Annotated in this window: 24 protein-coding genes; 20 read left to right on the top strand and 4 right to left on the bottom strand. The window is 70.2% G+C overall.

Translation table 11 applies throughout. The features are described from left to right. Positions 1 to 23 precede the first annotated feature (23 nt). The 6 genes from hflK to ACK4UM_RS13770 all read left to right on the top strand — a co-directional run bounded on the left by hflK (position 24) and on the right by ACK4UM_RS13770 (position 5,506). Positions 24 to 1,160 carry an FtsH protease activity modulator HflK gene (gene hflK, locus ACK4UM_RS13745; protein WP_409800036.1) on the top strand — a complete coding sequence of 379 codons (1,137 nt, stop codon included), beginning with the start codon at positions 24 to 26 and terminating at the stop codon, positions 1,158 to 1,160. Then, positions 1,157 to 2,242 (top strand): SPFH domain-containing protein, encoded by a 1,086-nt coding sequence (locus ACK4UM_RS13750; protein WP_409800039.1) that lies wholly within the window; start codon positions 1,157 to 1,159, stop codon positions 2,240 to 2,242. The genes hflK and ACK4UM_RS13750 overlap by 4 nt, the downstream gene beginning before the upstream one ends. 22 nt (positions 2,243 to 2,264) lie before the next feature. Continuing rightward, positions 2,265 to 2,450 carry a DUF2065 domain-containing protein gene (locus ACK4UM_RS13755; protein WP_409800042.1) on the top strand — a complete coding sequence of 62 codons (186 nt, stop codon included), beginning with the start codon at positions 2,265 to 2,267 and terminating at the stop codon, positions 2,448 to 2,450. A gap of 146 nt (positions 2,451 to 2,596) precedes the next feature. Beyond that, a complete protein-coding gene (locus ACK4UM_RS13760; protein ID WP_409800045.1) occupies positions 2,597 to 4,156 on the top strand; it encodes a DegQ family serine endoprotease in 1,560 nt (519 codons plus the stop codon). A gap of 314 nt (positions 4,157 to 4,470) precedes the next feature. Next, the gene (locus ACK4UM_RS13765; protein WP_409800048.1) at positions 4,471 to 4,680 is read left to right on the top strand and encodes a hypothetical protein; all 210 of its coding nucleotides are present in this window, start codon (positions 4,471 to 4,473) and stop codon (positions 4,678 to 4,680) included. 145 nt (positions 4,681 to 4,825) lie between these two features. Beyond that, the gene (locus ACK4UM_RS13770) at positions 4,826 to 5,506 is read left to right on the top strand and encodes a DUF3047 domain-containing protein (protein ID WP_409800050.1); all 681 of its coding nucleotides are present in this window, start codon (positions 4,826 to 4,828) and stop codon (positions 5,504 to 5,506) included. Between the two features lie 22 nt (positions 5,507 to 5,528). Here ACK4UM_RS13770 and metC read toward each other — a convergent pair whose 3' ends face one another. Continuing rightward, entirely contained in the window at positions 5,529 to 6,710 is a 1,182-nt protein-coding gene (metC, locus tag ACK4UM_RS13775; protein ID WP_409800052.1) for a cystathionine beta-lyase, read from the bottom strand. A gap of 326 nt (positions 6,711 to 7,036) precedes the next feature. Between metC and ACK4UM_RS13780 the strand changes: the two genes are divergently transcribed. The 8 genes from ACK4UM_RS13780 to ndk all read left to right on the top strand — a co-directional run bounded on the left by ACK4UM_RS13780 (position 7,037) and on the right by ndk (position 13,558). Beyond that, positions 7,037 to 8,059: an amino acid ABC transporter substrate-binding protein gene (locus ACK4UM_RS13780; protein ID WP_409800055.1), complete on the top strand. Its 1,023-nt coding sequence runs from the start codon at positions 7,037 to 7,039 to the stop codon at positions 8,057 to 8,059. A gap of 153 nt (positions 8,060 to 8,212) precedes the next feature. Further along, positions 8,213 to 9,427 (top strand): amino acid ABC transporter permease, encoded by a 1,215-nt coding sequence (locus tag ACK4UM_RS13785; protein ID WP_409800057.1) that lies wholly within the window; start codon positions 8,213 to 8,215, stop codon positions 9,425 to 9,427. Positions 9,428 to 9,438: 11 nt separating this feature from the next. Further along, positions 9,439 to 10,593: an amino acid ABC transporter permease gene (locus tag ACK4UM_RS13790; RefSeq protein ID WP_409800060.1), complete on the top strand. Its 1,155-nt coding sequence runs from the start codon at positions 9,439 to 9,441 to the stop codon at positions 10,591 to 10,593. Positions 10,594 to 10,610: 17 nt separating this feature from the next. Further along, positions 10,611 to 11,402, top strand: coding sequence for an amino acid ABC transporter ATP-binding protein (locus tag ACK4UM_RS13795; protein ID WP_409800063.1), 792 nt, complete (start codon positions 10,611 to 10,613; stop codon positions 11,400 to 11,402). A 109-nt stretch (positions 11,403 to 11,511) separates the two neighbouring features. Then, positions 11,512 to 12,153 carry a glutathione S-transferase family protein gene (locus ACK4UM_RS13800; RefSeq protein ID WP_409800066.1) on the top strand — a complete coding sequence of 214 codons (642 nt, stop codon included), beginning with the start codon at positions 11,512 to 11,514 and terminating at the stop codon, positions 12,151 to 12,153. After that, the gene (locus ACK4UM_RS13805) at positions 12,150 to 12,611 is read left to right on the top strand and encodes an N-acetyltransferase family protein (RefSeq protein ID WP_409800069.1); all 462 of its coding nucleotides are present in this window, start codon (positions 12,150 to 12,152) and stop codon (positions 12,609 to 12,611) included. Before ACK4UM_RS13800 ends, ACK4UM_RS13805 begins: the two co-directional genes overlap by 4 nt. A 157-nt stretch (positions 12,612 to 12,768) precedes the next feature. Further along, positions 12,769 to 13,038: a sel1 repeat family protein gene (locus ACK4UM_RS13810; protein WP_409800072.1), complete on the top strand. Its 270-nt coding sequence runs from the start codon at positions 12,769 to 12,771 to the stop codon at positions 13,036 to 13,038. A gap of 97 nt (positions 13,039 to 13,135) precedes the next feature. Further along, a complete protein-coding gene (gene ndk / locus ACK4UM_RS13815) occupies positions 13,136 to 13,558 on the top strand; it encodes a nucleoside-diphosphate kinase (protein WP_409800074.1) in 423 nt (140 codons plus the stop codon). 255 nt (positions 13,559 to 13,813) lie between these two features. On the opposite strand, the gene ACK4UM_RS13820 is transcribed toward ndk, so the two are convergent. Continuing rightward, positions 13,814 to 14,521, bottom strand: coding sequence for a metal-dependent hydrolase (locus tag ACK4UM_RS13820; RefSeq protein ID WP_409800077.1), 708 nt, complete (start codon positions 14,519 to 14,521; stop codon positions 13,814 to 13,816). Between the two features lie 93 nt (positions 14,522 to 14,614). Here ACK4UM_RS13820 and ruvX point away from each other — a divergent pair, with 93 nt between their 5' ends. The 4 genes from ruvX (at position 14,615) to ACK4UM_RS13840 (ending at position 17,130) form a co-directional block, all read left to right on the top strand. Continuing rightward, entirely contained in the window at positions 14,615 to 15,109 is a 495-nt protein-coding gene (gene ruvX, locus ACK4UM_RS13825; RefSeq protein ID WP_409800079.1) for a Holliday junction resolvase RuvX, read from the top strand. Positions 15,110 to 15,122: 13 nt separating this feature from the next. Then, positions 15,123 to 15,536, top strand: coding sequence for an SH3 domain-containing protein (locus ACK4UM_RS13830; protein WP_409800082.1), 414 nt, complete (start codon positions 15,123 to 15,125; stop codon positions 15,534 to 15,536). Between the two features lie 323 nt (positions 15,537 to 15,859). Continuing rightward, the gene (locus tag ACK4UM_RS13835; protein ID WP_409800085.1) at positions 15,860 to 16,789 is read left to right on the top strand and encodes an AEC family transporter; all 930 of its coding nucleotides are present in this window, start codon (positions 15,860 to 15,862) and stop codon (positions 16,787 to 16,789) included. A gap of 119 nt (positions 16,790 to 16,908) precedes the next feature. Then, positions 16,909 to 17,130, top strand: coding sequence for a hypothetical protein (locus ACK4UM_RS13840; protein WP_409800087.1), 222 nt, complete (start codon positions 16,909 to 16,911; stop codon positions 17,128 to 17,130). Between the two features lie 6 nt (positions 17,131 to 17,136). Here the strand turns inward: ACK4UM_RS13840 and rnd are convergent, their stop codons facing one another. Then, positions 17,137 to 18,285: a ribonuclease D gene (rnd, locus tag ACK4UM_RS13845; RefSeq protein ID WP_409800090.1), complete on the bottom strand. Its 1,149-nt coding sequence runs from the start codon at positions 18,283 to 18,285 to the stop codon at positions 17,137 to 17,139. A 95-nt stretch (positions 18,286 to 18,380) separates the two neighbouring features. Beyond that, on the bottom strand, positions 18,381 to 19,343 hold the full coding sequence (locus ACK4UM_RS13850; protein ID WP_409800092.1) for a DMT family transporter: 963 nt from the start codon (positions 19,341 to 19,343) through the stop codon (positions 18,381 to 18,383). Between the two features lie 161 nt (positions 19,344 to 19,504). Here ACK4UM_RS13850 and ACK4UM_RS13855 point away from each other — a divergent pair, with 161 nt between their 5' ends. Together ACK4UM_RS13855 and ACK4UM_RS13860 are read left to right on the top strand one after the other, a co-directional pair. Continuing rightward, on the top strand, positions 19,505 to 22,450 hold the full coding sequence (locus ACK4UM_RS13855; protein WP_409800095.1) for an AsmA family protein: 2,946 nt from the start codon (positions 19,505 to 19,507) through the stop codon (positions 22,448 to 22,450). A 137-nt stretch (positions 22,451 to 22,587) separates the two neighbouring features. Then, entirely contained in the window at positions 22,588 to 23,604 is a 1,017-nt protein-coding gene (locus ACK4UM_RS13860) for a TAXI family TRAP transporter solute-binding subunit (RefSeq protein WP_409800098.1), read from the top strand. Positions 23,605 to 23,863: the final 259 nt, after the last annotated feature.

Genomic DNA, 23,863 nt, shown 5'->3' on the forward strand with positions numbered 1-23,863 from the left:
ATCACTGAAGGGGAAGGCGCGATATGCCTTGGAGCAACCAGAGCGGCGGGCCGTGGGGACAGCGCGGCAGCGGCGGCGGTGGCGGCCCTTGGGGTAGCGGCGGCGGCGGTGCCGGCGGCGGTCCCGGCGGCGGCCAGCCGGATCTCGAGGAAATCCTACGTCGCAGCCAGGACCGGCTGCGCAACATGGTGCCGGGCGGCGGCAGCATGGGCGGCAAGGGGATCGCGCTGATCCTAGTCGCCGTCATCGCCGTCTGGCTTCTGACGGGCTTCTACACCGTCCGTCCCAACGAGGTCGGCCTCAACCTGATCTTCGGTCGCTTCATCGGCCAGACGGCGCCGGGCCTGAACTACAACCTGCCCTATCCGATCGGCGAGGTCGTCCGGCCCAACGTCACCCAGGTCAACCGCACCGAGATCGGCTATCGCTCGGTGGGCACCGGGCAGACGCGCGACGTGCTCGAAGAGAGCCTGATGCTGACCGGCGACGAGAACATCGTCGACATCGACTTCGACGTTCAGTGGCAGATCGACCCGGCGCGGGCGGGCGACTTCGTCTTCAACATCGCCGACCCCGAAGGCACGATCAACTCGATCGCGCAATCGTCGATGCGCGAAGTCATCGGCCGGCGCAACATCCAGGCGATCCTCACCGTCGAGCAGGCGGAGATCACCCAGGAAGTTCAGCAGCTCATGCAGGCGTCGCTCGACAATTACGGCGCCGGCGTGATCGTGCGCGTCGTGCAGCTGCAGGCGGCCGTGCCGCCGGCCCAGGTGCGCGAGGCGTTCTTCGACGTCAACGCCGCCCAGCAGGACCTCGTGCGTCTGCAGAACGAGGCCGAGACCTATGCGAGCCGGGTCGTCCCGGAGGCGCGAGGCGAGGCCGCCCGCATCGTGCAGCAGGCGGAAGCCTATCGCGAGCAGGTCGTCAACGAAGCCCAGGGTCAGGCCGCGCGTTTCGACCAGATCTACGCGGAATACGCTCAGGCTCCGCAGATCACGCGCGATCGTCTCTTCCTCGAGACGATGGAGCGGGTCTTCTCGCAGACCGACAAGGTCCTCATCGATCAGGCCGGTCAAGACGTCATCCCCTACCTGCCTCTGCCTGAAATCCAGCGCCGCTTGGACGGTGGCGCGCGCGTCCAGGGAGCCGCCCGATGAGAAATCCGGCTGTCCGTCTCGGCATTCTGATCGTTCTCGGCCTCGTCGCGATCGTTCTGTATGCCTCGCTCTTCACGGTCCGGGAGACCCAGCAGGCGGTCGTGCTGCGCTTCGGCGCGGTCCGCAACGTCATCACGGAGCCCGGCCTCTACCTGAAGGCGCCGTTCATCGACACGGTGCTGCCGATCGAGAAGCGCGTTCTCTCCCTCGACATTCCGCCGCAGACGGTCCTCTCCGCCGACCGGCAGAACCTCGAGGTCGACGCCTTCTCGCGCTACCGCATCGTCGATCCGCTGCGCTTCTACCAGACGGTCAACAACCTGCAGAATGCCAACGCGCGCCTGCAGAGCTTCGTGAACTCCGCGATGCGTAACGTGCTCGCCAACGCCTCGTTCCCGGAGATCATCCGGACGAACCGCGTCGAGCTCATGGCCCGCATCCAGGAGATCGTCGACCGTCAGGCCGAGCAGCTCGGCATCGAGGTGCTCGACGTGCGCCTCACCCGCGTCGACCTGCCGCCGGCGAACTCGGAAGCGGTGTTCCGGCGGATGCAGACCGAGCGTCAGCGCGAGGCGGCCGACCTTCGAGCCCAGGGTGCCCAGCGCGCCGCCGCGATCACCGCCCGTGCGGATCGCGACGTCGTGGTCATCCTGGCCGAAGCCAACCGCACCGCGGAAGAGCTGCGGGGTGCCGGCGACGCCGAGCGCAACCGCATCCTCGCGGCCTCGTTCTCGGCCGATCCGGAATTCTTCGCCTTCTACCGGTCGATGACGGCCTACGAGCGGGCGCTGACCCGGACCGATCTCGCCGACAGCCGGATCGTGATCTCGCCGAACAACGAGTTCTTCCGCTTCTTCGGGAGCGCGCAGGGACGTCCGAACGGCGAGGGGATGCCGAACGGCGGCCAGCAGCCGCCGGCTCCGGGTCCGATCACCGGGATCGAGCCGACTCAGCCCGCTCCGGCGGCGGTGACGGAGGCGCCGGCGGCGCCGGCTCTGCCCGTCGGCACGCCGGAGGCGACCGCATCCGTCGACGGCGAGGTCCCCGCCGCGATCGCTCCGGCCCCCGTCGTCGCGCAGTGAGCGCGGCGACACCGATCCCGCCATGGCGGATCTGATCACGGCCCTCGGCCTCGTTCTCGCGGTCGAGGGCCTTCTCTATGCGGCGTTTCCGGAGGGCATGCGCAAGGCCATGCTCACCGCCGCTCAGACGCCCGCGGACACGATGCGGATCGTGGGCATCGTCTGCGCCGTCGCCGGCGTCGGCCTGATCTGGCTGATGCGGGGCTGATGCGGGATGGGGCGTCGAACCGCCTTGACCCGCACCCGCGCCGCGCAGATCTTGTGATCACGAGACCGGCCGGATCGATCCGGCCGCGCCCCGAGACCCGTCGCCGGCTCCCGGGCCGCCTGCCGCCGCTTCTTGCGAGGATGAAGATGCCGTATCCCGCGTCTGCCGTTTCCGGCCACAGCCACCCGCTTGTGCGGGGGCGCCGATCCTCGCGCCTCGCCGTGCTCGCGCTCGGCGCCGCGCTCGTCCTGCCCGGGCCCGCGCTCGCCCAGACGGCCGCGCCCGTGGCGCCCGCCCAGGCGATCGCCCCCGTCCCCTTCCCGAACGCGCCCGAGAGCTTCGCGGATCTCGTCGAGCGGGTGATGCCGGCCGTCGTCAACATCTCGGCCGCGACTCGCGCCGATCCCGGCCAGCGCTTCCTGCCGCAATTGCCGCCGGGCACGCCCTTCGAGGACCTGTTCGAGGAATTCTTCAATCGTCGCGGCGGCGAGGGCATGCCCCGCATGCCGCAGCGCCGCTCGAACTCGCTCGGATCCGGCTTCGTGATCGATCCGGACGGCATCATCATCACCAACAACCACGTCATCGGCGAGGCCGACGACATCGAGGTCGTCTTCCCCGACGGACGCACGCTCAAGGCGACCGTGATCGGCAAGGACGCCGCGATCGACATCGCCGTCCTCAAGGTCGAGAGCGAGGGCCCCCTCCCCTACGTGCCCTTCGGCGATTCGGAGGGCCTGCGCATCGGCGATTGGGTGGTGGCGATCGGCAATCCGTTCGGCCTCGGCGGCTCGGTGACCGCGGGCATCGTCTCGGCGCAAGCGCGCAACATCGACAGCGGCCCCTATGACAATTACATCCAGACGGATGCCGCCATCAACAAGGGCAATTCCGGCGGGCCGCTCTTCAACATGCGCGGCGAGGTGGTGGGCATCAACACCGCGATCCTCTCGCCGACCGGCGGATCGGTCGGCATCGGCTTCGCGGTGCCCACCGCCACCGCCGTGCCGATCATCGACCAATTGCAGCAATTCGGCGAGACGCGTCGCGGCTGGCTCGGCGTGCGCATCCAGAACATCGACGACACGACCGCCGAAGCGCTCGGCCTCGACCGTCCGCGCGGCGCCCTCGTCGCCGGCGTCGACGAGGCGGGTCCCGCCCGTGCCGCCGGCATCGAGACGGGGGACGTGATCGTTCGCTTCGACGGCCGCGACGTCGCCAATTCCCGCGAGCTCCCCCGCATTGTCGCCGCCACCCCCGTCGGCAAGGAGGTCGCCGTGCAGGTGATCCGCCGCGGCGAGGAGGTGACGCTTCCCGTCATGGTCGGGCGCCTCGAAGAGGGCGTGCGCGAGGCCCGTCTCCAGCAGCCCGAGCCGGAGGAGGAGACGCCGGTGCGCCGTGCGCTCGGCATGGAGCTCTCGGCGATCACGCCGGACCTGCGTGCCCGCTACAACCTCTCCGCCGACGTCGAAGGCGTCGTGGTCACCGAGGTGGAGCCGAGCTCGTCGGCCGCCGATCGGCGCATCCGCCCCGGCGACGTGATCGTCGAGGTCGGCCAGGAGGTCGTGCGCAACCCCGCCGACGTCCGCCGCCGGCTGGAGGCCCTGCGCAACGAGGGCCGGCGCTCGGCGCTGCTCCTCGTCGCGAGCGGCCAGGGCGAGGTCCGCTTCGTCGCCCTCTCGATGAGCGACGACGCCGATCGCTGATCAGGCCGTTTCCACTCGGTCCATTCGGAAAGCCGCGGCGCGCCACGCCGCGGCTTTCTCGCGTTACGAGCCGTCCCGAGCGACGCAATCCTCACGTAACGCAGGCGGCTTATCGGATCTGTTCTGGCCGGCCGCGGCAATACACGTTCGTTCGACGTGGAACCTGTGGCCGCTTTACCACGTTCACTCCTCTCGAGGGAGTGCGCGAGGCCGGGTCGCCGGCGCGCCACAATCGCGCCGCACGGTGACCGGGCTCGCGTTTCAGAGTCGACCGGCGGCCGGCGAGTGTGCCGCTCAACCAAGAAGTCATGGTCATGCCCGACACCAGCGATCCCCTCCCGCACCGCGCCGTCGCCCGCGAAACGGCCCCGCGTGCCTTCAAGCCCGTCGCCCTCCCCGCTCTGCGTGCGGCGCTCCGCAAGCCCGGCAGAGACGAGATGTCGGCGCAGGCGCCCGCGAGCGCGACCGCACGCCACGCGGCTCCCGAGGAGCTCGATCGTTTCGGCCGCATGAACTCGGCCTGAGGCGGCTCACGGCCTCGTGATTCGAGGCCGCCGTAACGTTCGGCCTCGGGCGTGCGTAGCTCCGGGGACAGCGCCGCGCCGCGTCGACCTCGCGTCGGTCGCGTCGCGGACGTCCCTCTGAAGCCCTCGCTCGCCCGGAGCCGCCATGACACGTCTCCTCCTCGCGCTCGCCGTCCTCGCTCTCGCGATTCTGCCGGCGCGCGCTTCCGTGCAGATCCCGTTCGGCCCGAGCCTCGAGGCGGCCGCATGGGAGAGCATCACCTTCCGCTCCCTCGCCGCCACGGAATACGAAGCGCTCGACGCGACGAGCCTGCGTTTCGACGCGCGCGCGAGTTCTTCGCTGATCGCCCTGCGCCTACCCGAGAGCGCGTTCGACGCGACGCGATCGCAATGGCGCTGGCGCATCGACGAGGGCGTGCCCGCGACGGATCTCGCCCGTCGCGGCGGCGACGACCGCGCGCTCGCGCTCTATTTCGCCTTCGCGCCCGAGAGCGAGCGCGAAGCGGCGGCGGCGGGGCGCACGAGCCTGCGCGCGCTCCTCCTCTCGGGGCGCGGGCGGCTCCTCGTCTACGTGTTCGGCGGCGCCGAGGCGCCGGGCACGCTGCTCGAGAACCCGTATATGCGCGGGCGCGGCGTCACCATCGTCAAGCGGCCCGCCGACGCACCGAGGGGCCGCTTCCTGGACGAGAGCGTCGATCTCGCCGCCGGTCACGCCCGCGCCTTCGGCGAGCCGCCCGGCATCCTCGTCGGCGTCGCGGTGGCGTCGGATTCCGACGACACCGCCGGGCGCAATCGCGGGGTTCTCGCGGACTGGGTGCTGCGCTGACGCGACCCGCGAGCGGAGCGGGTCACCCGCGCGCGCGAAGCCGGGCGAAGCCGCGATCGAGATCGTCCTTGAGATCGTCGAGATCTTCGAGCCCGATGTGGAAGCGCAGCATCGGCCCCTTCGCCGAGAACGGGGTCGCGGTGCGATAGGCCGTGCAGTCGAAGGGCACGACGAGGCTCTCGAAGCCGCCCCACGAGAAGCCGAGCCCGAACAGAGCGAGCCCGTCGAGCATCGCCGCGAGCGCCTCGCGCGAGACCGGCGCGAGCTCGACCGAGAAGAGCCCCGTCGAGCCGAGGAAGTCGCGCGCGAAGATCGCGTGGCCGGGGTCCTCGGGCAGAGCCGGATGCAGCACGCGGGCGATCTCGGGGCGTCCCTGCAGCCAGCGCGCCATCTCGAGCGCCTGGCGCTCGTGCTCGGCGATGCGCAGCTTCATGGTGCGCAGGCCGCGCAGGCAGAGGAAGACGTCCTCCGGACCCGCGCAATTGGCGAACAGATCGAAGGTCTCGCGCAGACGCGGCCAGGCGCGGGCGTTGGCCGAGACGAGGCCGAGCAGCAGATCCGAGCCGCCGGAGAGATATTTGGTTCCCGCCTCGATCGCGAGATCGACGCCGCGCTCGTGGGGCGGGAAGTAGAGCGGCGTCGCCCAGGTATTGTCCATCGCGACGAGCGCGCCCTTCGCGTGCGCGACTTCGGCGATGGCCGGGATGTCCTGCATCTCGAAGGTCTGCGAGCCGGGCGCCTCGGTGAAGACGAGCCGCGTGTTCTTGCGGATCAGACGCTCGATGCCGGCGCCGATCAAGGGATCGTAATACTCGGTCTCGACCCCGATGCGCTTGAGGAGACGTTCGCAGAACTCGCGCGTCGGCCGGTAGACGCTGTCGGTGACGAGGATGTGGTCCCCCGCCTCGACGGCGCTCATCAGAGCGAGCGCGACGGCGGAGAGGCCCGACGGCGCGAGCACAGTGCCCGCGGCGCCGGCGATGTCCGTCCAGGCGGTTTCGAGCGCTTCCGTCGTCGGCGTTCCCCGCGTCGCGTATGTATAACGCTGCGCACGCCCCTCGATCGTAGCGAGGTCGGGATAAAGCACGGTCGAGCCGCGGTAAATCGGCGTATTGACGAAGCCGAATTGTTGGTCGGGATCACGTCCGGCATGGACGAGGCGCGTACGCTCGCGCAGTTTCGACTTTGCATGTTCCGTCGTCATTTGCACTCTCGGCTTGCATCATATCGCGGCAGGAGGGCTGCGACCGTGAGATCATCACGAAAAAAGCGCCCTGCGAAGCGCATAACTTCGCATATCGGCTCTTGACCCGCCATGCCGCGTGGCATGTGATGCGGGCGTGCCGGTGCACGGGAACGCTCCGGCATCACGCCGCAGGGGATTTTGGCATTGACGCACAATACGTGTTTTGCCAGAGATCCCGGGCGCACGAGGTCACCTCGTCGAGCGAACCCGGATGTCGCGCACCAGAGCTGGGGCCGGCGTGAAACCGGGTCGGCGTACGAACCTTCCTTGGGAGAGCAAAAAGCATGAAAAAGGTCATCACCACCGTCGCCGCCGGTCTGGCCGCGACCGTCGCCTTCGCCGGCGTCGCCGCCGCTCAGACGACGCTGGAGCGCGTCCAGCAGCGCGGCGAGCTGATCTGCGGCTCGAACCCCGGCCTCGCCGGCTTCGGCGTTCCGGACGCTCAGGGCAACTGGACCGGCTTCGACGTCGATTATTGCCGCGCGGTCGCGGTCGCGATCTTCAACGACCCGAACGCGGTCTCGTTCGTGCCCCTGTCGGCCAAGGACCGCTTCACGGCGCTGCAGGCGGGCGAGGTGGACATCCTGGTCCGCAACTCGACCTCGACGGCGTCGCGCGACACGAGCCTCGGCCTCGACTTCCCGGCCATCAACTTCTACGACGGCCAGGGCTTCCTCGTCCGCAACGACCTCGGCGTCGCTTCGGCGAAGGAGCTGAACGGCGCGTCGGTCTGCGTGCAGCAGGGCACGACGACCGAGCTCAACCTCGCGGACTTCTTCCGCTCCAACAACATGACCTACGAGCCGGTCGCCTTCGCCACTTCGGCCGAGACCTTCGAGGCCTATGCCAACGGCCGCTGCGACGCGTTCACCACGGACGCTTCGGGCCTCTATGCCGAGCGTCTGCGCGCGCCGAATCCGGACGAGCACATGGTCCTGCCCGAGATCATCTCGAAGGAGCCGCTCGGCCCGGTCGTTCGTCACGGCGACAACCAGTGGGCCGATATCGCGCGCTGGGTGCACTTCCTGCTCCTGAACGCCGAGGAGCACGGCGTCACCTCGGCCAATGTCGACCAGATGCTGCAGTCGGACGACCCGAACATCCGCCGCATGCTCGGCGTCGAGGGCACCTTCGGCGAGATGCTCGGCGTCTCCAACGATTGGGGCGCGAACATCATCCGCACCCTCGGCAATTACGGCGAGATCTTCGAGCGCAACATCGGCATGGAATCGCCGCTGCGCATCCAGCGCGGCCTGAACGCGCTCTGGACCGACGGCGGTCTGCAATACGGTCACCCGATCCGCTGATCGGCCCGTGACGGAGCGTCGCGCCCCTCGTGGCGCGGCGCTCTTCTTGCATCGTGAAGAACCAACGAACGGCGCCGGATGGAGGCGCGGTCGCACGGTCTCGAGGGGAGCCCGTGAATGGCGTCGGCTTGACCGCTCTCGACGGCGGTCGCAGTGGAGGGTGGTGAGGTGGCGAGCGTAACAGAGAATTCGCCGCCGCGAGCGTCGTTGATCTACGATCCGACGGTTCGCGGGATCTTCTTTCAGGCTGTGCTGGTCTTGGCGATCGGCTTCCTCGCCTACGAGGCGGTGAACAACGCCATCGCGAACCTCCGCGCCGCCCGGATCGCGTCCGGCTTCGGCTTCATGAACACGACCGCCGGCTTCGACATCAACCAGCAGCTCGTGTCCTATTCGGCGGCGACCTCGACCTACGGCCGCGCCTTCGTCGTCGGGCTCCTGAACACGCTCCTCGTGGCGTCGATCGGCATCGTCATCGCGACGGTGCTCGGCTTCGCCGTCGGCATCATGCGCCTGTCGAAGAACTGGCTCGTCCGCCAGGTGGCGACGGTCTATGTCGAGGTGATCCGCAACCTGCCGCTCCTGCTGCAGCTGCTGATCTGGTACAACGCCGTCCTCGCCACGCTGCCGCAGGCGCGCGACAGCATCTATCTCGGCGGCGGCTTCTACCTGAACGTCCGCGGCCTGTTCATGCCCCAGCCCGGCTTCGAGGCCGGCGCGCAGTTCATTCTCGTCCTCGCCGTGGCCGGCGCGGTGGCGAGCTTCTTCGTGCGGCGCTGGGCGCGGCGGCGGCAGGCCGAGACCGGCCAGCCCTTCCCCGCCGGCCTCGTGAGCCTCGCGCTGACGCTCGGCGTGCCGCTCCTCGCCTGGTGGCTGATGGCGCTGTTCGGCGCCAATCCGATCACCTTCAACGTTCCGGAGCAGGGCCGCTTCAACCTCACCGGCGGCATGCAGCTCTTCCCCGAATTCGTGGCGCTGCTGATCGGCCTCTCGACCTACACCGCGGGCTTCATCGCGGAGGTGGTGCGCGCGGGCATCCTCGCCGTCTCGCGCGGGCAGACCGAGGCCGCGTCCTCGCTCGGCCTGCGCCCGGGCAAGGTGCTGCGCCTCGTCGTCATCCCGCAGGCGATGCGCGTGATCGTGCCGCCGCTGACGAGCCAATACCTCAACCTGACGAAGAACTCCTCGCTGGCGGTGGTGATCGGCTACCCGGATCTCGTGCAGGTCTTCATGGGCACCGTGCTCAACCAGACCGGCCAGGCGGTGGAGGTCGTCGCGATCACGATGCTCGTCTATCTGACGATCTCGCTGACCACGTCCTTCTTCATGAACGTCTACAATCGGCGCATCGCGCTCGTGGAACGCTGAGGGTGACGGCCATGGACGCGATCACGACGCCGCAAAACCGTTTCGTCCGCGAGAAGGACGTGGAGGCGCTGCCTCCCCCCGTCGCGACCGGAGGGCCGGTCGCCTGGATGCGCGAGAACCTGTTCTCGGGCCCGATCAACACGATCGCCACCCTGCTGGCGCTCTACGTCGTCGTGACGGTGGTGCCGCCGCTCTACACGTATTTCATCGGCAACGCGGTCTGGACCGGCACCGACGGCAACGCCTGCCGCGACGAAGTGGTCGGCTATCGGGTCGGCGCCTGCTGGGCCTTCGTCTGGGACAAGATCAACTTCTTCGTCTACGGCTCCTATCCGGCCGATCTGCGCTGGCGGCCGAACCTGTTCTTCCTCGTCTTCGGCGTCGGCATCGTCTGGCTCCTGTGGCTCGACGCGCCCAAGCGGGGCTTGGCGGCGATCTACTTCTTCCTCTTCGTGCCGGTCGCCTCCTACGCGCTCCTCTACGGCTTTCCCGCGATCGGCCTGCGCACCGTCGGGACGGGCCTGTGGGGCGGCATCCTCGTCACGATCGTGGTCTCGGCGGTCGGCATCGTCATCTCGCTGCCGCTCGGCGTCGCGCTCGCTCTGGGGCGGCGATCGAAGCTGCCGATCGTGCGGCTCGTCTGCGTGATCTTCATCGAGTTCATCCGCGGCGTGCCGTTGATCACGATCCTGTTCATGGCCAACACGATGCTGCCGCTGTTCATGTCGGAGGGCGTCACGGTCGATCGCCTGGTCCGGCCGCTCGTCGGCGTGGCTCTGTTCGCCTCCGCCTACATGGCCGAGGTGATCCGCGGCGGCCTGCAGGCGATCCCGAAGGGGCAGTACGAGGGCGCGCAGTCGCTCGGCCTCTCCTACCCCAAGATGATGTATTTCATCGTGCTGCCCCAGGCGCTGCGGATCGTCATTCCCGGCATCGTCAACACCTTCATCGGCCTGTTCAAGGACACGACGCTGGTGTCGATCGTAGGCATCTTCGACCTGATCCGCACCGTCGAATCCGCCCGCGTCGACCCCGTCTGGTCGGCGCCGTCGGTGAACTATTCGGGTTACGCCTTCGCAGCGATCTTCTACTTCCTGTGCTGCTGGGGCATGTCGTGGTATTCCATGTCGGTCGAGCGTCGGCTCGCCGCGAGCGAGAAGCGTTGAGAACGAGGGGAACGACGATGGCCGACACTCTTTCCATCGATCCGGGGCATCAGGTCGCCGGCATGGCCTCCAAGACGGAGGTCGCCGTCGAGATGCAGGGCGTGCACAAGTGGTTCGGGGAGTTCCACGTCCTGCGCGACATCAACCTGCGTGTGATGCGCGGCGAACGCATCGTCATCTGCGGCCCCTCGGGGTCCGGCAAGTCGACGCTGATCCGCTGCATCAACCGCTTGGAGGAGCACCAGAAGGGCCGCATCATCGTGGACGGCACCGAGCTCACCAACGATCTCAAGCGGATCGACGAGATCCGCCGCGACGTCGGCATGGTGTTCCAGCACTTCAACCTCTTCCCGCACCTGACCATTCTCGAGAACTGCACGCTCGCGCCGATCTGGGTGAAGAAGATGCCCAAGAAGGACGCGGAAGAGATCGCGATGAAGTTTCTCACGCGCGTCAAGATCCCCGAGCAGGCGCACAAATATCCCGGCCAGCTTTCGGGCGGCCAGCAGCAGCGCGTCGCCATCGCCCGCTCGCTGTGCATGAACCCGAAGATCATGCTCTTCGACGAGCCGACCTCGGCGCTCGATCCGGAAATGGTCAAGGAGGTGCTCGACACCATGGTGAGCCTCGCCGAGGAGGGCATGACCATGATGGTCGTCACCCACGAGATGGGCTTCGCGCGCCAGGTCGCCGACCGGGTGATCTTCATGGATTACGGGCAGATCATCGAGATGAACGAGCCCGAGGAGTTCTTCAAGAACCCGCAGCACGAGCGCACGCGGCTCTTCCTCAGCCAGATCCTGCACTGATCGGCGCGCGACGAGAGCCGCACGAACGAGGCCCCGGGCAGCCGTCCGGGGCCTTTTCCTTGCCGTAAAGCAGGGTAGCTTGGTCGTCCCGCCCCGCGAGGACGAATCGATGGCACCCCGCTTCCGCCTGCACGGCATCCATCTCTCCGGCCCGACCTACAAGGTCGCGCTCGGCCTCTCGCTCTGCGGCGAGGCCTTCGATTACGAGCACGTTCCCCTGCGCGAAGGCGCGCACAAGACGCCCGCCTTCCTCGCGCTCAACCGCTTCGGCCAGGTGCCGGCGCTCGAAGACCTGTCGAACGGCCGGCGGCTCGCCCAGGCCGCCGCGATCCTCGAATATCTCGCCGACGTCACCGGCAGGTTCGGCGGCGCGAGCCTCGACGAGCGGCTGCGCGTGCGCGAGTGGATGTACTGGGATTACGACCGGCTCGCCGTGCCGATCTATCGCTGCCGCGGCGTGGCGCTCGGCTTCAGGAAGGCGGACGAGGCGGTCGTCGCGGGCTGGCGCGCGGAGGGCGAGGCGGCGCTCGCGGTGCTCGACGCCCATCTCGCCGGGCGCGATTTCGTGGTGGGCGAGGCGCCGAGCATCGCCGATATCGATCTCTACGGCGTCGTCCATTACGCACCGGCGGGCGGCTTCTCGCTCGTCGAGCGCCCGCAAATCGCGCGCTGGATGGCCCGTATCGAGGCGCTGCCGGGCTACGGCACGCCCGAGGCGCTCCTGCCGACCCAGTCGAGGGCCACCGCTTGAGCGCCCTCGTCGTCCGCGAGGCGGATTTCTCCGATCTCGAGGCGATCGTGCGCCTCTACGAGACGGACACCCTGTCGAGCCGCCCCGACCGCTGGTCGCCCGAGACCCAAGCCGCCTATTCGGCGGCCTTCGCGCGGATCGCGACGAGCGAGGACCACGCGCTGTTCGTGGCCGAGCGCGGCGGCGCGGTCGTCGGCACGCTGCAGGCGACCTACGTGCCCTGCCTGAAGGGCACGGCGTCCGCGCGGATCCGCCTCGAAGCCGTCGTCGTCGACGAGCGGGCGCGCTCGGGCGGCATCGGTGCGGCGATGGTCGCGGCGGCGGAGGATTGGGGCCGCGCGCGCGGGGCGCGCTTCGTCGAGCTCTCGTCGGGCGAGCGGCGCGTCGACGCGCACCGCTTCTACGCGCGGCTCGGCTACGACCGCACCCAATTCGGCTTCAAGAAGGAGCTGTCCTGACCGTCAGTGCGGGGCGACGGCGCGGCGCTTACGGTCCGTTCACGTAAACGCGCGTTCATTCGCCTTACCGCGCCATTCACCGCAAACATTAGATCAGCTTTTAGAAGATCCCGGCAAGCTTCCCTTCATGAAGTCGTGAAGAACGGGGAGCAGGAACATGGCACGTCTGGAACTGGGAGCGGACGAGATCGCGACGCTGGCGCCGAATCTCGACACCGGGCAGAGCTATTACGAGCTGGGCATGATGCATGCGGTCGGCCGCTCGGTGCCGCTCGATCTCGTCGCCGCCCACAAATGGCTCAACGTCGCCGTCGTCAAGGGCTGCGCCGCGGCCGCGGGCCTGCGCGCCGAGCTCGCCGCCGAGATGAGCCGCGACGAGATCGCCCGCGCCCAGCGCGAGGCGCGCGCCTTCCTCGCCCGCGCCTGACGGAAATCCGCACGCGCCGCGCCGCGGCGCTTGAGGGTCGGCGGGGGCGCCGCTATAAGCGCGGCGACCTCAACTCCGACACGGACGGATTTTTCCCATGGCCCTCGAGCGGACCTTCTCGATCATCAAGCCCGACGCGACCAACCGCAACCTCACCGGCGCCGTCAACGCCGTGATCGAGGAGGCCGGCCTGCGCATCGTCGCCCAGAAGCGCATCAAGATGACGCGCGACCAGGCCGAGACCTTCTACGCGGTCCACAAGGAGCGCCCCTTCTTCGGCGAGCTCGTCGACTTCATGATCTCGGCGCCCGTCGTCGTGCAGGTGCTCGAGGGCGAGAACGCGATCGCGAAGTACCGCGAGGTGATGGGCGCGACGAACCCGGCGAACGCCGCCGAGGGCACCATCCGCAAGCGCTTCGCCCTCTCGGTCGGCGAGAACTCGGTCCACGGCTCCGACAGCGCCGAGAACGCCGCGATCGAGATCGCGCAATTCTTCGCGGGCAACGAGATCGTCGGCTGATCGACGAGGGTTCGTAGACACGGGGGTCCCGCCCCCGTGTCATCCCCGGCCGGAGCACGCGCAGCGTGCGCAGGGAAAGGGGACCCAGCGCGGGACCACGCGCCGCAGGCGCTCGTAATGCCGCCGACGAGGCGGCTCGTCGCCGCCCGCAAGTGCTTGCTCCGCAAGCATCTTCTCTCGCTGGGTCCCCTTCCCCTCCGCCGCTGGAGCGGCTCCGGCCGGGGATGACACGAGGGAGGGGGAGCCCCCCTCCCCTCACTGCCCGATGCGCACGGGCATGCCCTTGTGCGGCACGATGATCTGCGTGCCGCCCTGCCCCATCGCGGCGACGAAGGCGTCGGCGGTGGCGGCGATGATCGGGAACGAGCCGTAATGGCAGGGGATCGCGACCTTCGCGGCGGGGAAGAAGCGCTTCATCGCGAGCGCCGCGACCTCGGCGCCCATGGTGAAGCGGTCGCCGATCGGCACCATCACGACGTCCGGCTCGTGCAATTCGGCGATCAGCGCCATGTCCGAGAAGATGTCGGTGTCGCCCATATGGTAGATCGTCGGCTCCCCCGGCGCCTTGACCACGAACCCGTTCGCGCTCCCCAGCGGGAAGCCGACCCCCTGCTCGACGAGCCCCGAAGAATGGTCGGCGCGCACCAGGGTCGCGGTGAAGCCGCCCTGATCGGTGGTGCCGCCGGTGTTCATCGGGTCGAAGGCTTGGACGCCCTGGCTCGACAGGTACATGCACAGCTCGTAATTCGTGACGAGCTTCGCACCCGTGCGCTTGGCGATCGCGACCGTGTCGCCGATGTGATCGCCGTGGCCGTGGGTCACGAGGATGTGGGTCGCCCCGGCGGAGGCTTGCTCGGCATCGCCCTCGAAAGCCGGGTTGCCGGTCAGGAACGGATCGATCAGCACGATCTTGTCGCCGAATTCGAGCCGGAAGGCGGAATGGCCGAACCAGGTGATCTTCATGGGGTCGCGCTCCCTCGTCTGTTGGCGTAAAGCGGGTGCCGACCATAACGCGCGTGGCCCCCGCCGGGCCATGCCCTTTCTCGGAGGGATGCGATGAGCACCGCGCTCGAGGCGCTCGCCGGCAAGCTGCCGCCGCAGGGGCGCGTGATCGGGGTCGATCTCGGCACGAAGACGATCGGGCTTTCGCTCTCGGACGTCGAGCGCCGCATCGCGAGCCCGCTCGAGACCCTGCCGCGCACCAAGCTCCAGGCGGATGCGGCGAAGATGAAGGCTTTGTGCGAGCGCCACGGCGTCGTCGCGATCGTGGTCGGCATGCCGCTCAACATGGACGGCACGTCCGGCCCCCGCGCCCAGGCGACGCGCGCCTTCATCCGCAATCTCGAGCCGCTCCTGTCGATCCCGATCGTGCCCTGGGACGAGCGGATGTCGACCATGGCGGTGACCCGCACCCTCCTCGACGCCGATGCGAGCCGCGCCCGCCGCGGCGCCCTCGTCGACAAGATGGCCGCCGCCTACATCCTCCAGGGCGCGCTCGACCGGCTCGGCTACATGGAATCGGGCCCGGAGCCGCAGGATTGGCTCGATTGAGGGGGGATGGCCGGTGCTGTACGTCTTCCCGCCCGGCACGAGCGCGACGGTGATCGCCGATTACGCGCGGCCCTATCCCGACCCGATCCGCGTGCGCGCCGGCGAGGCGGTCGTGCCCGATGCCGAGCGCACGCGCGCGACGGATTTCCTCGGCTGGACCTGGTGCACCGGGCCCGACGGCCGCTGCGGCTGGGTGCCGAACGCGTGGATGCGCGCGGATGCCGACGGCGTCATGCGCATGATCCGCGATTTCGCGGCCCTCGAGCACGACGTCCGCCGCGGCGACCGCGCGATCCTCCACTTCTCCGAGAGCGGCTTCGTCTTCGCGAGCGTGCGCGGCGAGGCGGCGTGGATTCCGGATGCGGTGTTGGAGCTGGACGGGGGGAGGACAGGAGCCGGCGAGTCGTCGGTGCGCCGAGGGGGCTGAAAGCCCTTATCCCGGGTGTCATCCCGGACGCCGAAGGCGATCCGGGACCCATAACCCCAACGTGTCAGTCGCAGCCTGTAGGCTGCGTTTCTCGGACGGTAGACGCTCGAGGGGTGCGATGCGAGCGCGGCATGCGCGCTCGAACGATCGTCGGAGCGTATGGGTCCCGGGTCCGCTTCGCGGCCCGGGATGACAGCGTTCGCGAGATTCACCACTCCACTCCCCACACCCACACCCACACCCGCATCCGCACCACGCGCCCTTGACAGAACGCCACCCGCACGGGACGTGACGGGCGTCCGCTCGCAGGAAATCGCCCGTCCATGGCCCCCGTTCTCGCCGCCCTCGTGCCCGTCTTCCTCGTCATCGTCGCCGGCTGGGCGGCGCGGGTGACGGGATTCGTGGAGGAGAAGCACTGGCCGGGGCTCGAGAAGATCACCTACGTCGTCTTCTTCCCCGCGATCATCGTCTACACGCTCGCGACCGCCGATCTCTCGCGGGTGCCGGTGGCGGGGATCGCGGGGGCGCTCGTCGCAGGGATTCTCCTCAACGGGGCGATCCTGCTCGGCCTGCGGCCCGCCCTGGAGCGCCGCCTCGGGATCGGCGGGCCGGCCTTCACCTCGGTGTTCCAGGGAGCGACGCGCTGGAACACCTTCGTCGGGCTCGCGGTCGCCGGCAGCCTCTACGGCGCGCACGGGCTCGCGCTGATGGCGGTTGCTGTCGCGGCGATGATCCCGCTCCTCAACGTCATGGCGATCGGCGTGCTGGTGCGCTTCGCCGGTGGCCCGCCGCAATCGACGCGCTCGATCCTCAAGGCGATCGTGACGAACCCGTTCATCTGGTCCTCGGTGCTCGGCATCGCGATCAACGCCACGGGCCTCGTCCTGCCCTCCTTCCTCCTCGACGGAATCGAGATCCTGGGGCGGGCGGCGCTGGCGGCGGGGCTCCTCGTCGTCGGCGCGGGGCTCGACATGCGCCGCCTCGCGCGCCCCGTGCCGGCGCACTGGATCTCGGGTGCGATGAAGATGGTGCTGATGCCGATCGTCGCCGTCCTCGTGGCGCGCTCCATGGGGGTTGCCGGCGACGACCTCGCCGTCGTCGCGATCGCCTCCGCCGTGCCGACCGCGAGCGGGGGCTACGTGCTGGCCAAGCAGATGGGCGGGGACGCCCCGCTGATGGCGGAGATCATCACGCTCCACACCCTCGCCGCCATGCTGACCATGCCGGTGATGATCGCCTGGCTCGCTTTTTAGTTTCCCGTACGGCGCCTTCGAAAACATCCAACAGGTGATCAACTTTCTGCTGTAAATCGAAACGCGCGTCGGATAGGTTGCAGCCGCTCCCGCGGGACCGACACGAGTGCGAGGCGACGATGGCAGGCAGATCCGACGAGGCAGGCGAGGCGTTCGAGGGCGAGGCGACGGTGCCGACGCGTGCGGAGACGGCGCGCTACGTGGCCGACATGACCGCCGAGCTCGCGCGCATGGCGCGCGCGGCGGGCCTACCGCTCGTCGCGTATTTTCTGGACATGACCCATCAGGAGGCCCGGGAGGCCGAGAATCCGCAGCGCGTGCCGCGCCGTCGGCCGCGCTGAGCGGGATCAGCCCCGCCGGTCGACGACGACCTTGCCGTCGGCGAGGCCGAGCATCACCTCGCCGCGCTTGAGGGCGAGCGCGCTCTCGCCGAACAGCACGCGCCGCCAGCCGGCGAGCGCCGGCACGTCGGCCGCGTCGTCCTCGGCGATGGCCTCGAGGTCGTCGACGGTCGCGACGATCTTGGGCGCGACGCCCTCCGCTTCGCAGACCGCCTTCAGCAGCACCTTCAGGAGCTCCACCGTCGCCCCCGAGCCGCCGCGGCCGCGATTGCGCTCGGGCATGACGATGCTCGCGGGATCGCGGGCGAGGCCGGCCTTCACCGCGGCGAGGACGGCATCCGCCGCCCGCGAGCGCTCGAAGCCGGAGGGCACCGCGCGCAGGCGCTTGAGCCCGTCCGCGTCGCGCGGGGCGGAGATCGCGATCTCGACGACGGCGTCGTCCTTCATCACGCGCTGGCGCGGGACGTCGCGGGTCTGCGCCTCGCGCTCGCGCCAGGCGGCGATCTCCATGAGGACCCCGAGCTCGCGCGCCTTGCGCACGCGCCCCGACAGCCGCTTCCAGGCGGTCTCCGGCTCGGCGGCGTAGGTCTCGGGCGAGGTGAGGATCGCCATCTCCTCCTCGAGCCAGGAGAGGCGCCCGGTGGCCTCGAGCCGCGCGGAGAGCGCCTCGTAGACCGGGATGAGATGCGTCACGTCCGACAGCGCGTAGGCGAGCTGCGCCTCGCTGAGCGGGCGGCGCGACCAATCCGTGAAGCGCGACGACTTGTCGATGCGCGCCTTGGCCAGATCGTTGGCGAGCTGCTCGTAGGACACCGAATCGCCGTAGCCGCAGACCATCGCGGCGACCTGCGTGTCGAAGAGCGGCTTCGGGATCAGCCCGCCGAGGATCCAGATGATCTCGAGATCCTGCCGCGCGGAATGGAACACCTTGACCACCCGCTCGTCCGCCATCAAGGCGACGAAGGGGGCGAGGTCGAGGCCCTCCGCCAGGGGATCGACCAGGACCGCCTCCTCCGGGCTCGCCATCTGGACGAGGCAGAGCTTGGGGTAATAGGTCGTCTCCCGCATGAACTCCGTGTCGATGGTGACGAACGGATGTCGGGCGAGGCGGGAGCAGATCTCGGCGAGCGCGGCGGTGGTGGTGATCGGGGTCATGACCCGCGTCATAGCGGATGGCGCGCCCTCTCGCAAAGCGGCAAGCGTCGCATGGCGCTCGATGCGGCGCAGACTTTCGACGCAGGCGCCGTCGATCAGGATGCCGGATTCGTGGCGAGCCGCCGTTCGAGCCGCCGTTCGGGAAGTCTCACGCCGCCGCCGAGGACGAGGACGTTGCCGAGGAGGATCGCGCCCGCCCCGGCGAGCAGGCTCGGCCCGAGCGCGAGCCCCTCAAACGCGACGGAGAAGGCGAGCGCGACGAGCGGGATCGTAGCCAGCGTATAGGCCGCGCGCCCCGGCCCGAGCCGCGCGACGAGGGCGAAATACATGAGGAAGGTCACGCAGGAGGCGGCGATCGCGAGATAGGCGAGCCCCGCGAGATAGGCCGGCGCAGGGTCCCACAGCGGCGGCAGGGCCGAGGCGAGCTCACCGCCTGCAAGCAGCGGACCGACTAGGGGCGCGAAGGTCCAGGCGAGGCAGAAGGCGGCACCGGCGAGCGCGCCCCAGACCATCGTCGCGAGCGCGGGCACGCCCCGCTTCTGGTTGCGCGCGCCGATCACCGTGCCGCCCGCCGCCGCGATCGCGGCGAGAGCGGCGTAGGCGAGCCCCGCGAGCGCCCCCGCGTCTCCCGTCGCGAGCGCGGCGATCTGCGGCGAGAAGATCGTCGCGAGCCCCGCCACGCCGAGCCCGAGCCCCGCGAGCGCGGCCCCAGAGAGCGACGTCTTCAGGAAGACCCGCGCGAGCAGCGCCGCGACGATCGCCGAAGCCGAGAGGACGACCGCCGCCACGCCGCTCTCGACGAGCCGCGTGGCCTCGTAGAAGGCGACGAAGCTCAGGCCGAAGAAGAGGACGCCCTGCGCCGCCACCATCGCCCGGTCCCCGCGCGCGACCCCGATCGGCCGGCGCAGGATCGCCGCGACCGCGAGCATCACCACGAACACGGCGAGCATCCGATACGCCACCGAGAGCGCGGCCGGCAGGACGACCGCCTGACTCGTCGTCACGATGGCGCTCGAGCCCCAGAAGAAGGCGGTGGCGGCGAACATCAGGGCGGTCATCCTGCGCTCCATCGATATGATTGCACTTTGCAAGCATATCGCAATCCGACCCCGATGCAAGCGCCCGCGCTTCCGCCGTGGACGACGCGTGGCGGCAGGTCGCCAGAGCGCGCGAATCGGCTAAGGTCTTCGTCGGAGATGCGAGCGGACGGGAGGGCGACATGCGCCGGGGTGTGCTGCGCGGCACGGGCCTCACGCTCGTCGCCCTCCTCGCCGTCGGCGCCGCGCTCCTTCTCCTCCCGTTCTTCCTGCCCGCCGATGCCGTGCGTGCGCGCATCGAGGCCGAGATCGCGCAGCGGACGGGGTTCCGCGTCGCCTTCGAAGGGCCGGTCTCGCTCTCGGTCTTCCCCGCGATCGCGCTCGCCGCCGAGCGGCTGCGGATCGAGGGGCCGGGCGACGGCGCCGACGATTTCGCCGCCGACATCGAGGCCGTGCGATTCGGCCTCGCGCTGGCGCCGCTCCTGTCGGGCGAGGTGCGGATCACCGAGATCGCGCTCGATCGCCCCGTCATGCGCATCGTGCGCGGGGCGGCGACGCGCGCGCCCGCGGACGAGGCGGGGGAGAGCGGGCTCGGACGGCTCGCCGGCGTGGCGATCGACAGGCTCGCGATCGCCCGCGGGCTCGTCGTCCTGCGCGGCGAGGGCGGGGAGACGCGCATCGAGGATCTCGAGCTCGCCCTCTCCATGCCCGATCCCGGCGGCCCGACGCGGCTCTCCGCCGCCTGGCGCGTCGGCGCTCTGCCGCTCGCGATCGACGCGCAGGTGGAGAGCCCGCTCGCGCTCGTCGGCGGCGAGGCGGCGGCGCTGACCGCCCGGATCGAGGCGCCCGGCCTCCTCGCCGCGCCCGTCTCCGCGCGCGCGAGCGCGCGCCTCGCGCCGAGCCTCGTCGCCCTGCGCGATCTCGCCCTCGAGAGCGGCGCGAGCCGGGTGCGCGGCGAGGCGGACGTGTTCGTCGCGGGTCCCCTCCCCGCGCTCGACGCGCGCCTTGCGGGCGATCTCCTCGATCTCGACGCGCTCCTCGTCGCCTCGCAGGCCGCGCCGCAAGACGATGCGCGCCCCTTCGGCGCGCTGACGCCGCTCTTCGGTCTCCTCGTCGGCGATCTCGATCTCGCGCTCGCGCGGCTCGTGGTCGATAGGCGCGAGATCGCCCCGCTCGCCGCGCGGGCGGCGCTCGACGAGGACACGCTCGAGATCGCGATCGCGCAGGCGGGGCTCCTCGGCGGCAGCCTCGCGGGCGATCTGCGGCTCGGGCTCGACGGCTCGCGCGCGCGCCTCGACGGGAGCCTGCGCGGTCACGACCTCGCGCTCGGGGCGCTGGCGCCGTCGCTCCCGGCGAGCGGACGCATCGGCGCGGATCTGCGCTTCGCCATGGCCGGCGAGACCCGCGCGGCGCTCGTCGAGAGCCTGAACGCCGCCGGCCGCGTCTCCTGGCGGGAGGGCACGCTCGTCGGATCGGGTCTCGCCGAGGCGATCGGCGATCCCGCGGCGGACCGGCTCGAGGCGATCGCGCTCGAGATCGAGATCCCGGATCTCGTCTCGGCCGTCTCGCTCTCGGGCACGGCGCGCTGGCGGGGCGACCCGGTCTCGCTCGCGGCCTCGGTCGCGGCGCGCCCGATCCTGCTCGGCGACAGCGGCCGGATCGACGCGCGTCTGACGGCGCCGCGCTTCGCGCTGGGGCTTCGCGGCGACGTCTCCGCGGCGGGGCGGATGGCGGGGGAGGTCTCGCTCGAGACGGAGTCGCTGCGCGCGCTGCTCGCCTGGCTCGGCCGGCCGGTGGCGGCGCCCGACGGGCTCGGCCCCTTCGCCTTCGTCGGCCGCGTCGCCGCGAGCCCCGGCAGCCTCGCCTTCACCGACGCCCGGCTCTCTCTCGACGGCGCGAGCGCCGCCGGATCGGGCCGCCTCGCGACCGGTCCGCGGCCGCGCATCGAGGCGCGCCTCGAGGCCGACCGGCTCGACGTGAACCCCTATCTCGGCCTGACGCCACGCGGCGCCGCGACGGCGCAGGCGTCGGGCGCGGACGGCTGGAGCGAGGCGCCGATCGACCTCTCCGCACTTCGCGCCTTCGACGCCGAGCTCGAGCTCGCGCTCGGCAGCCTCGTCGTACGCGACATCCGCACCGGTCCGACCCGGCTCTCGGCCCGGCTCGCCGCCGGCCGGCTCGACGTCGATCTGCACGCGATGGCGCTCTATGGCGGCAACGGAGCGGGCCGCATCGGCCTCGATGCCGGCGCGCCGAGCCTCGCCGCCGCGCTCACGATCGAGAACGTCGACGCGCGGCCCTTCCTCTCCGACGCCGTCGATTTCCGCCGGATCGAGGGACGCGGCAGCCTCGTCCTCGACGTGACGGCGCCGCTCGCCAGCGAGGCCGCCCTGATGCGCGGGCTCTCGGGCAGCGCGCGCTTCTCGGTGCGGGACGGCGCGATCCGCGGCTTCGACGCGACGCAGGTCGCGGGGCTGCTCGCGACCGGCATCGTCGACGGCTGGCGCCTCGCGGACGGGTCGGCGACCGAGTTCTTCGCCTTCGAGACGCAGTTCGGCATCGCCGGCGGCGCCGCGACGACGTCGGACCTGCGCCTCGTCGGCCCCTCGATCGACACGACCGGGCGCGGCGTGATCGACATCGGCGCGCGGCGGCTCGATCTGCGCGTCGAGCCGCGGGTCGCGCTCGAGCGCCGCCGCGGCGATTCGGTCGAGCTCGTCGGCTTCGGCGCGCCGATCCTGATCGCCGGGCCGTGGGATCGTCCGCGCATCTATCCGGACGTCGCAGGAATCCTCCAGGATCCGATCGGCGCGTACGAACAGCTGCGAGCCGCCGGCCGCGGCCTGTTCGGGCGCGATCTGCCGAGCGCGCAGCCGGCGATCGAACGCGCGATCGGGCGGGAGGCCGCGCAGAGCATCGGCGACCTCCTCGGCGTGCCGCTCGTGGCCCCGCCGCCGGTCCCGGAGAGCATCACCGAGCCGGCGTCGCAACCTCCTGTCGAGGGCGCCCCGCTGGACCTCGCCGCACCGCCTCCGCCGCCGGCCCCCTCCCCCGCCGCGGCGCCGACCGGCGATCCCGCGCTCGACGCGGCGCGCGGCCTGATGGAGCTGCTCTTGCGCAACCGCTGAGCGCAACGGGCCGCGCGCGCGAGGGAAACGTCGCAGAACCGCCGCGCTTTTGCCGCATACGCGGTTGACCGGAAGCGTCGAGCCTTTATCAAAAGAGGCCTGGCTGCGACACAAGTCGCAAGTACGGGAGGATTTCGATGGCCGACACGATCAGACGCTCGCTTCTCGCCGCCGCGATGGCCGGCACGATGCTCGCGATGGCGCCCGCGAGCGCGAGCGCCCAGGAGGACTACCTCCTCGCCACCGCCTCGACCGGCGGCACCTACTACCCCGTCGGCGTCGCCATCGCGACGCTGGTCAAGGTCCGCCTGCAGAACCAGCACGGCATCAACATGTCGGCGATCTCGTCGGCGGGCTCGGGCGAGAACATCCGCCTGATGCGCGACAACGAGGCCCAGTTCTCGATTCTCCAGGGCCTGTTCGGCGCCTATGCCGCCACCGGCACGGGCGATCTGGCGGACGCCGGCCCGCAGGAGAACCTGCGCTCCATCGCGCAGCTGTGGCCCAACGTCGAGCATTTCGTGCTGCGCGCCGACCTCGCGCCCACGGGCACGATCGAGGACATGGCGAATGCCCGCGGGCAGACGGTCTCGATGGGCCTTCAGAATTCCGGCACCCTCGGCTCGAACGAGGTGCTGATGGCCAATCTCGGCATGCCGCTGAGCGAGTTCGAGCTCGCCTTCATGGGCTACAACCCCTCGGCGGACGCGCTGCAGAACAACCAGATCGCCGCGGCCTCGATGCCCGCGGGCGTTCCCGTCTCGGCCGTCACCCGCGTCTTCGCGGCGATGGGCGACGGCGTGCGCCTCCTCGGCTTCACCGAGGAGCAGATCGCGCAGGCGAACGGCGAATTCGGCGATCTGTGGGTCGCCTATCCGATCCCGGCCGGCACCTATCCGGGCCAGACGCAGGAGATCGTCACGATCGGCCAGCCGAACTTCCTCGCCGTGAACGCGGACGTGCCGGAGGAGACGGTCTACCTGATCACGCAGGCGATGTTCGAGAACCTGCCCTTCCTGCAGGCGATCCACCCGGCGACAAACGAGATGAACCTCGAGACGGCGCTCGACGGCCTGCCGCTCCCGCTGCATCCGGGCGCGCTGCGCTATTTCGAGGAAGCGGGCCTGACGATCCCCGATCGCCTGCGCCCCTGATGCCGCGCGCGAGCGCCTGATAAGCGCCCGTCCACCGGGCCCCGCACGACCCGTCGTCGCAAGGCGACGGGTCGTCGCGAAAGGGGGGGCGTTTTCGCTCCCCTCTTGTGATTTTCCTCTACGCTGTCATCCCAGGCCGCGAAACGGACCCGGGACCCATACGCTCCGACGACTAGTCCGAGCGCGCATGCCGCGCTCGCGTCGCACCGTCGGAGAAGCGGTCATCGGAGAAACGCAGCCTATAGGCTGCGACCCGATC

Source organism: Salinarimonas sp., assembly GCF_046292825.1.
In the GTDB taxonomy this organism is placed as follows: domain Bacteria; phylum Pseudomonadota; class Alphaproteobacteria; order Rhizobiales; family Beijerinckiaceae; genus Salinarimonas.

Bases quoted from the DNA above. Each gene is read 5' to 3' on its own strand.
- hflK (WP_409800036.1), top strand. From the start codon at position 24: ATGCCTTGGAGCAACCAGAGCGGCGGGCCGTGGGGACAGCGCGGCAGC.
- ACK4UM_RS13750 (WP_409800039.1), top strand. From the start codon at position 1,157: ATGAGAAATCCGGCTGTCCGTCTCGGCATTCTGATCGTTCTCGGCCTC.
- ACK4UM_RS13755 (WP_409800042.1), top strand. From the start codon at position 2,265: ATGGCGGATCTGATCACGGCCCTCGGCCTCGTTCTCGCGGTCGAGGGC.
- ACK4UM_RS13760 (WP_409800045.1), top strand. From the start codon at position 2,597: ATGCCGTATCCCGCGTCTGCCGTTTCCGGCCACAGCCACCCGCTTGTG.
- ACK4UM_RS13765 (WP_409800048.1), top strand. From the start codon at position 4,471: ATGCCCGACACCAGCGATCCCCTCCCGCACCGCGCCGTCGCCCGCGAA.
- ACK4UM_RS13770 (WP_409800050.1), top strand. From the start codon at position 4,826: ATGACACGTCTCCTCCTCGCGCTCGCCGTCCTCGCTCTCGCGATTCTG.
- metC (WP_409800052.1), bottom strand. From the start codon at position 6,710: ATGACGACGGAACATGCAAAGTCGAAACTGCGCGAGCGTACGCGCCTC.
- ACK4UM_RS13780 (WP_409800055.1), top strand. From the start codon at position 7,037: ATGAAAAAGGTCATCACCACCGTCGCCGCCGGTCTGGCCGCGACCGTC.
- ACK4UM_RS13790 (WP_409800060.1), top strand. From the start codon at position 9,439: ATGGACGCGATCACGACGCCGCAAAACCGTTTCGTCCGCGAGAAGGAC.
- ACK4UM_RS13795 (WP_409800063.1), top strand. From the start codon at position 10,611: ATGGCCGACACTCTTTCCATCGATCCGGGGCATCAGGTCGCCGGCATG.
- ACK4UM_RS13800 (WP_409800066.1), top strand. From the start codon at position 11,512: ATGGCACCCCGCTTCCGCCTGCACGGCATCCATCTCTCCGGCCCGACC.
- ACK4UM_RS13810 (WP_409800072.1), top strand. From the start codon at position 12,769: ATGGCACGTCTGGAACTGGGAGCGGACGAGATCGCGACGCTGGCGCCG.
- ndk (WP_409800074.1), top strand. From the start codon at position 13,136: ATGGCCCTCGAGCGGACCTTCTCGATCATCAAGCCCGACGCGACCAAC.
- ACK4UM_RS13820 (WP_409800077.1), bottom strand. From the start codon at position 14,521: ATGAAGATCACCTGGTTCGGCCATTCCGCCTTCCGGCTCGAATTCGGC.
- ruvX (WP_409800079.1), top strand. From the start codon at position 14,615: ATGAGCACCGCGCTCGAGGCGCTCGCCGGCAAGCTGCCGCCGCAGGGG.
- ACK4UM_RS13835 (WP_409800085.1), top strand. From the start codon at position 15,860: ATGGCCCCCGTTCTCGCCGCCCTCGTGCCCGTCTTCCTCGTCATCGTC.
- ACK4UM_RS13840 (WP_409800087.1), top strand. From the start codon at position 16,909: ATGGCAGGCAGATCCGACGAGGCAGGCGAGGCGTTCGAGGGCGAGGCG.
- rnd (WP_409800090.1), bottom strand. From the start codon at position 18,285: ATGACCCCGATCACCACCACCGCCGCGCTCGCCGAGATCTGCTCCCGC.
- ACK4UM_RS13850 (WP_409800092.1), bottom strand. From the start codon at position 19,343: ATGACCGCCCTGATGTTCGCCGCCACCGCCTTCTTCTGGGGCTCGAGC.
- ACK4UM_RS13855 (WP_409800095.1), top strand. From the start codon at position 19,505: ATGCGCCGGGGTGTGCTGCGCGGCACGGGCCTCACGCTCGTCGCCCTC.
- ACK4UM_RS13860 (WP_409800098.1), top strand. From the start codon at position 22,588: ATGGCCGACACGATCAGACGCTCGCTTCTCGCCGCCGCGATGGCCGGC.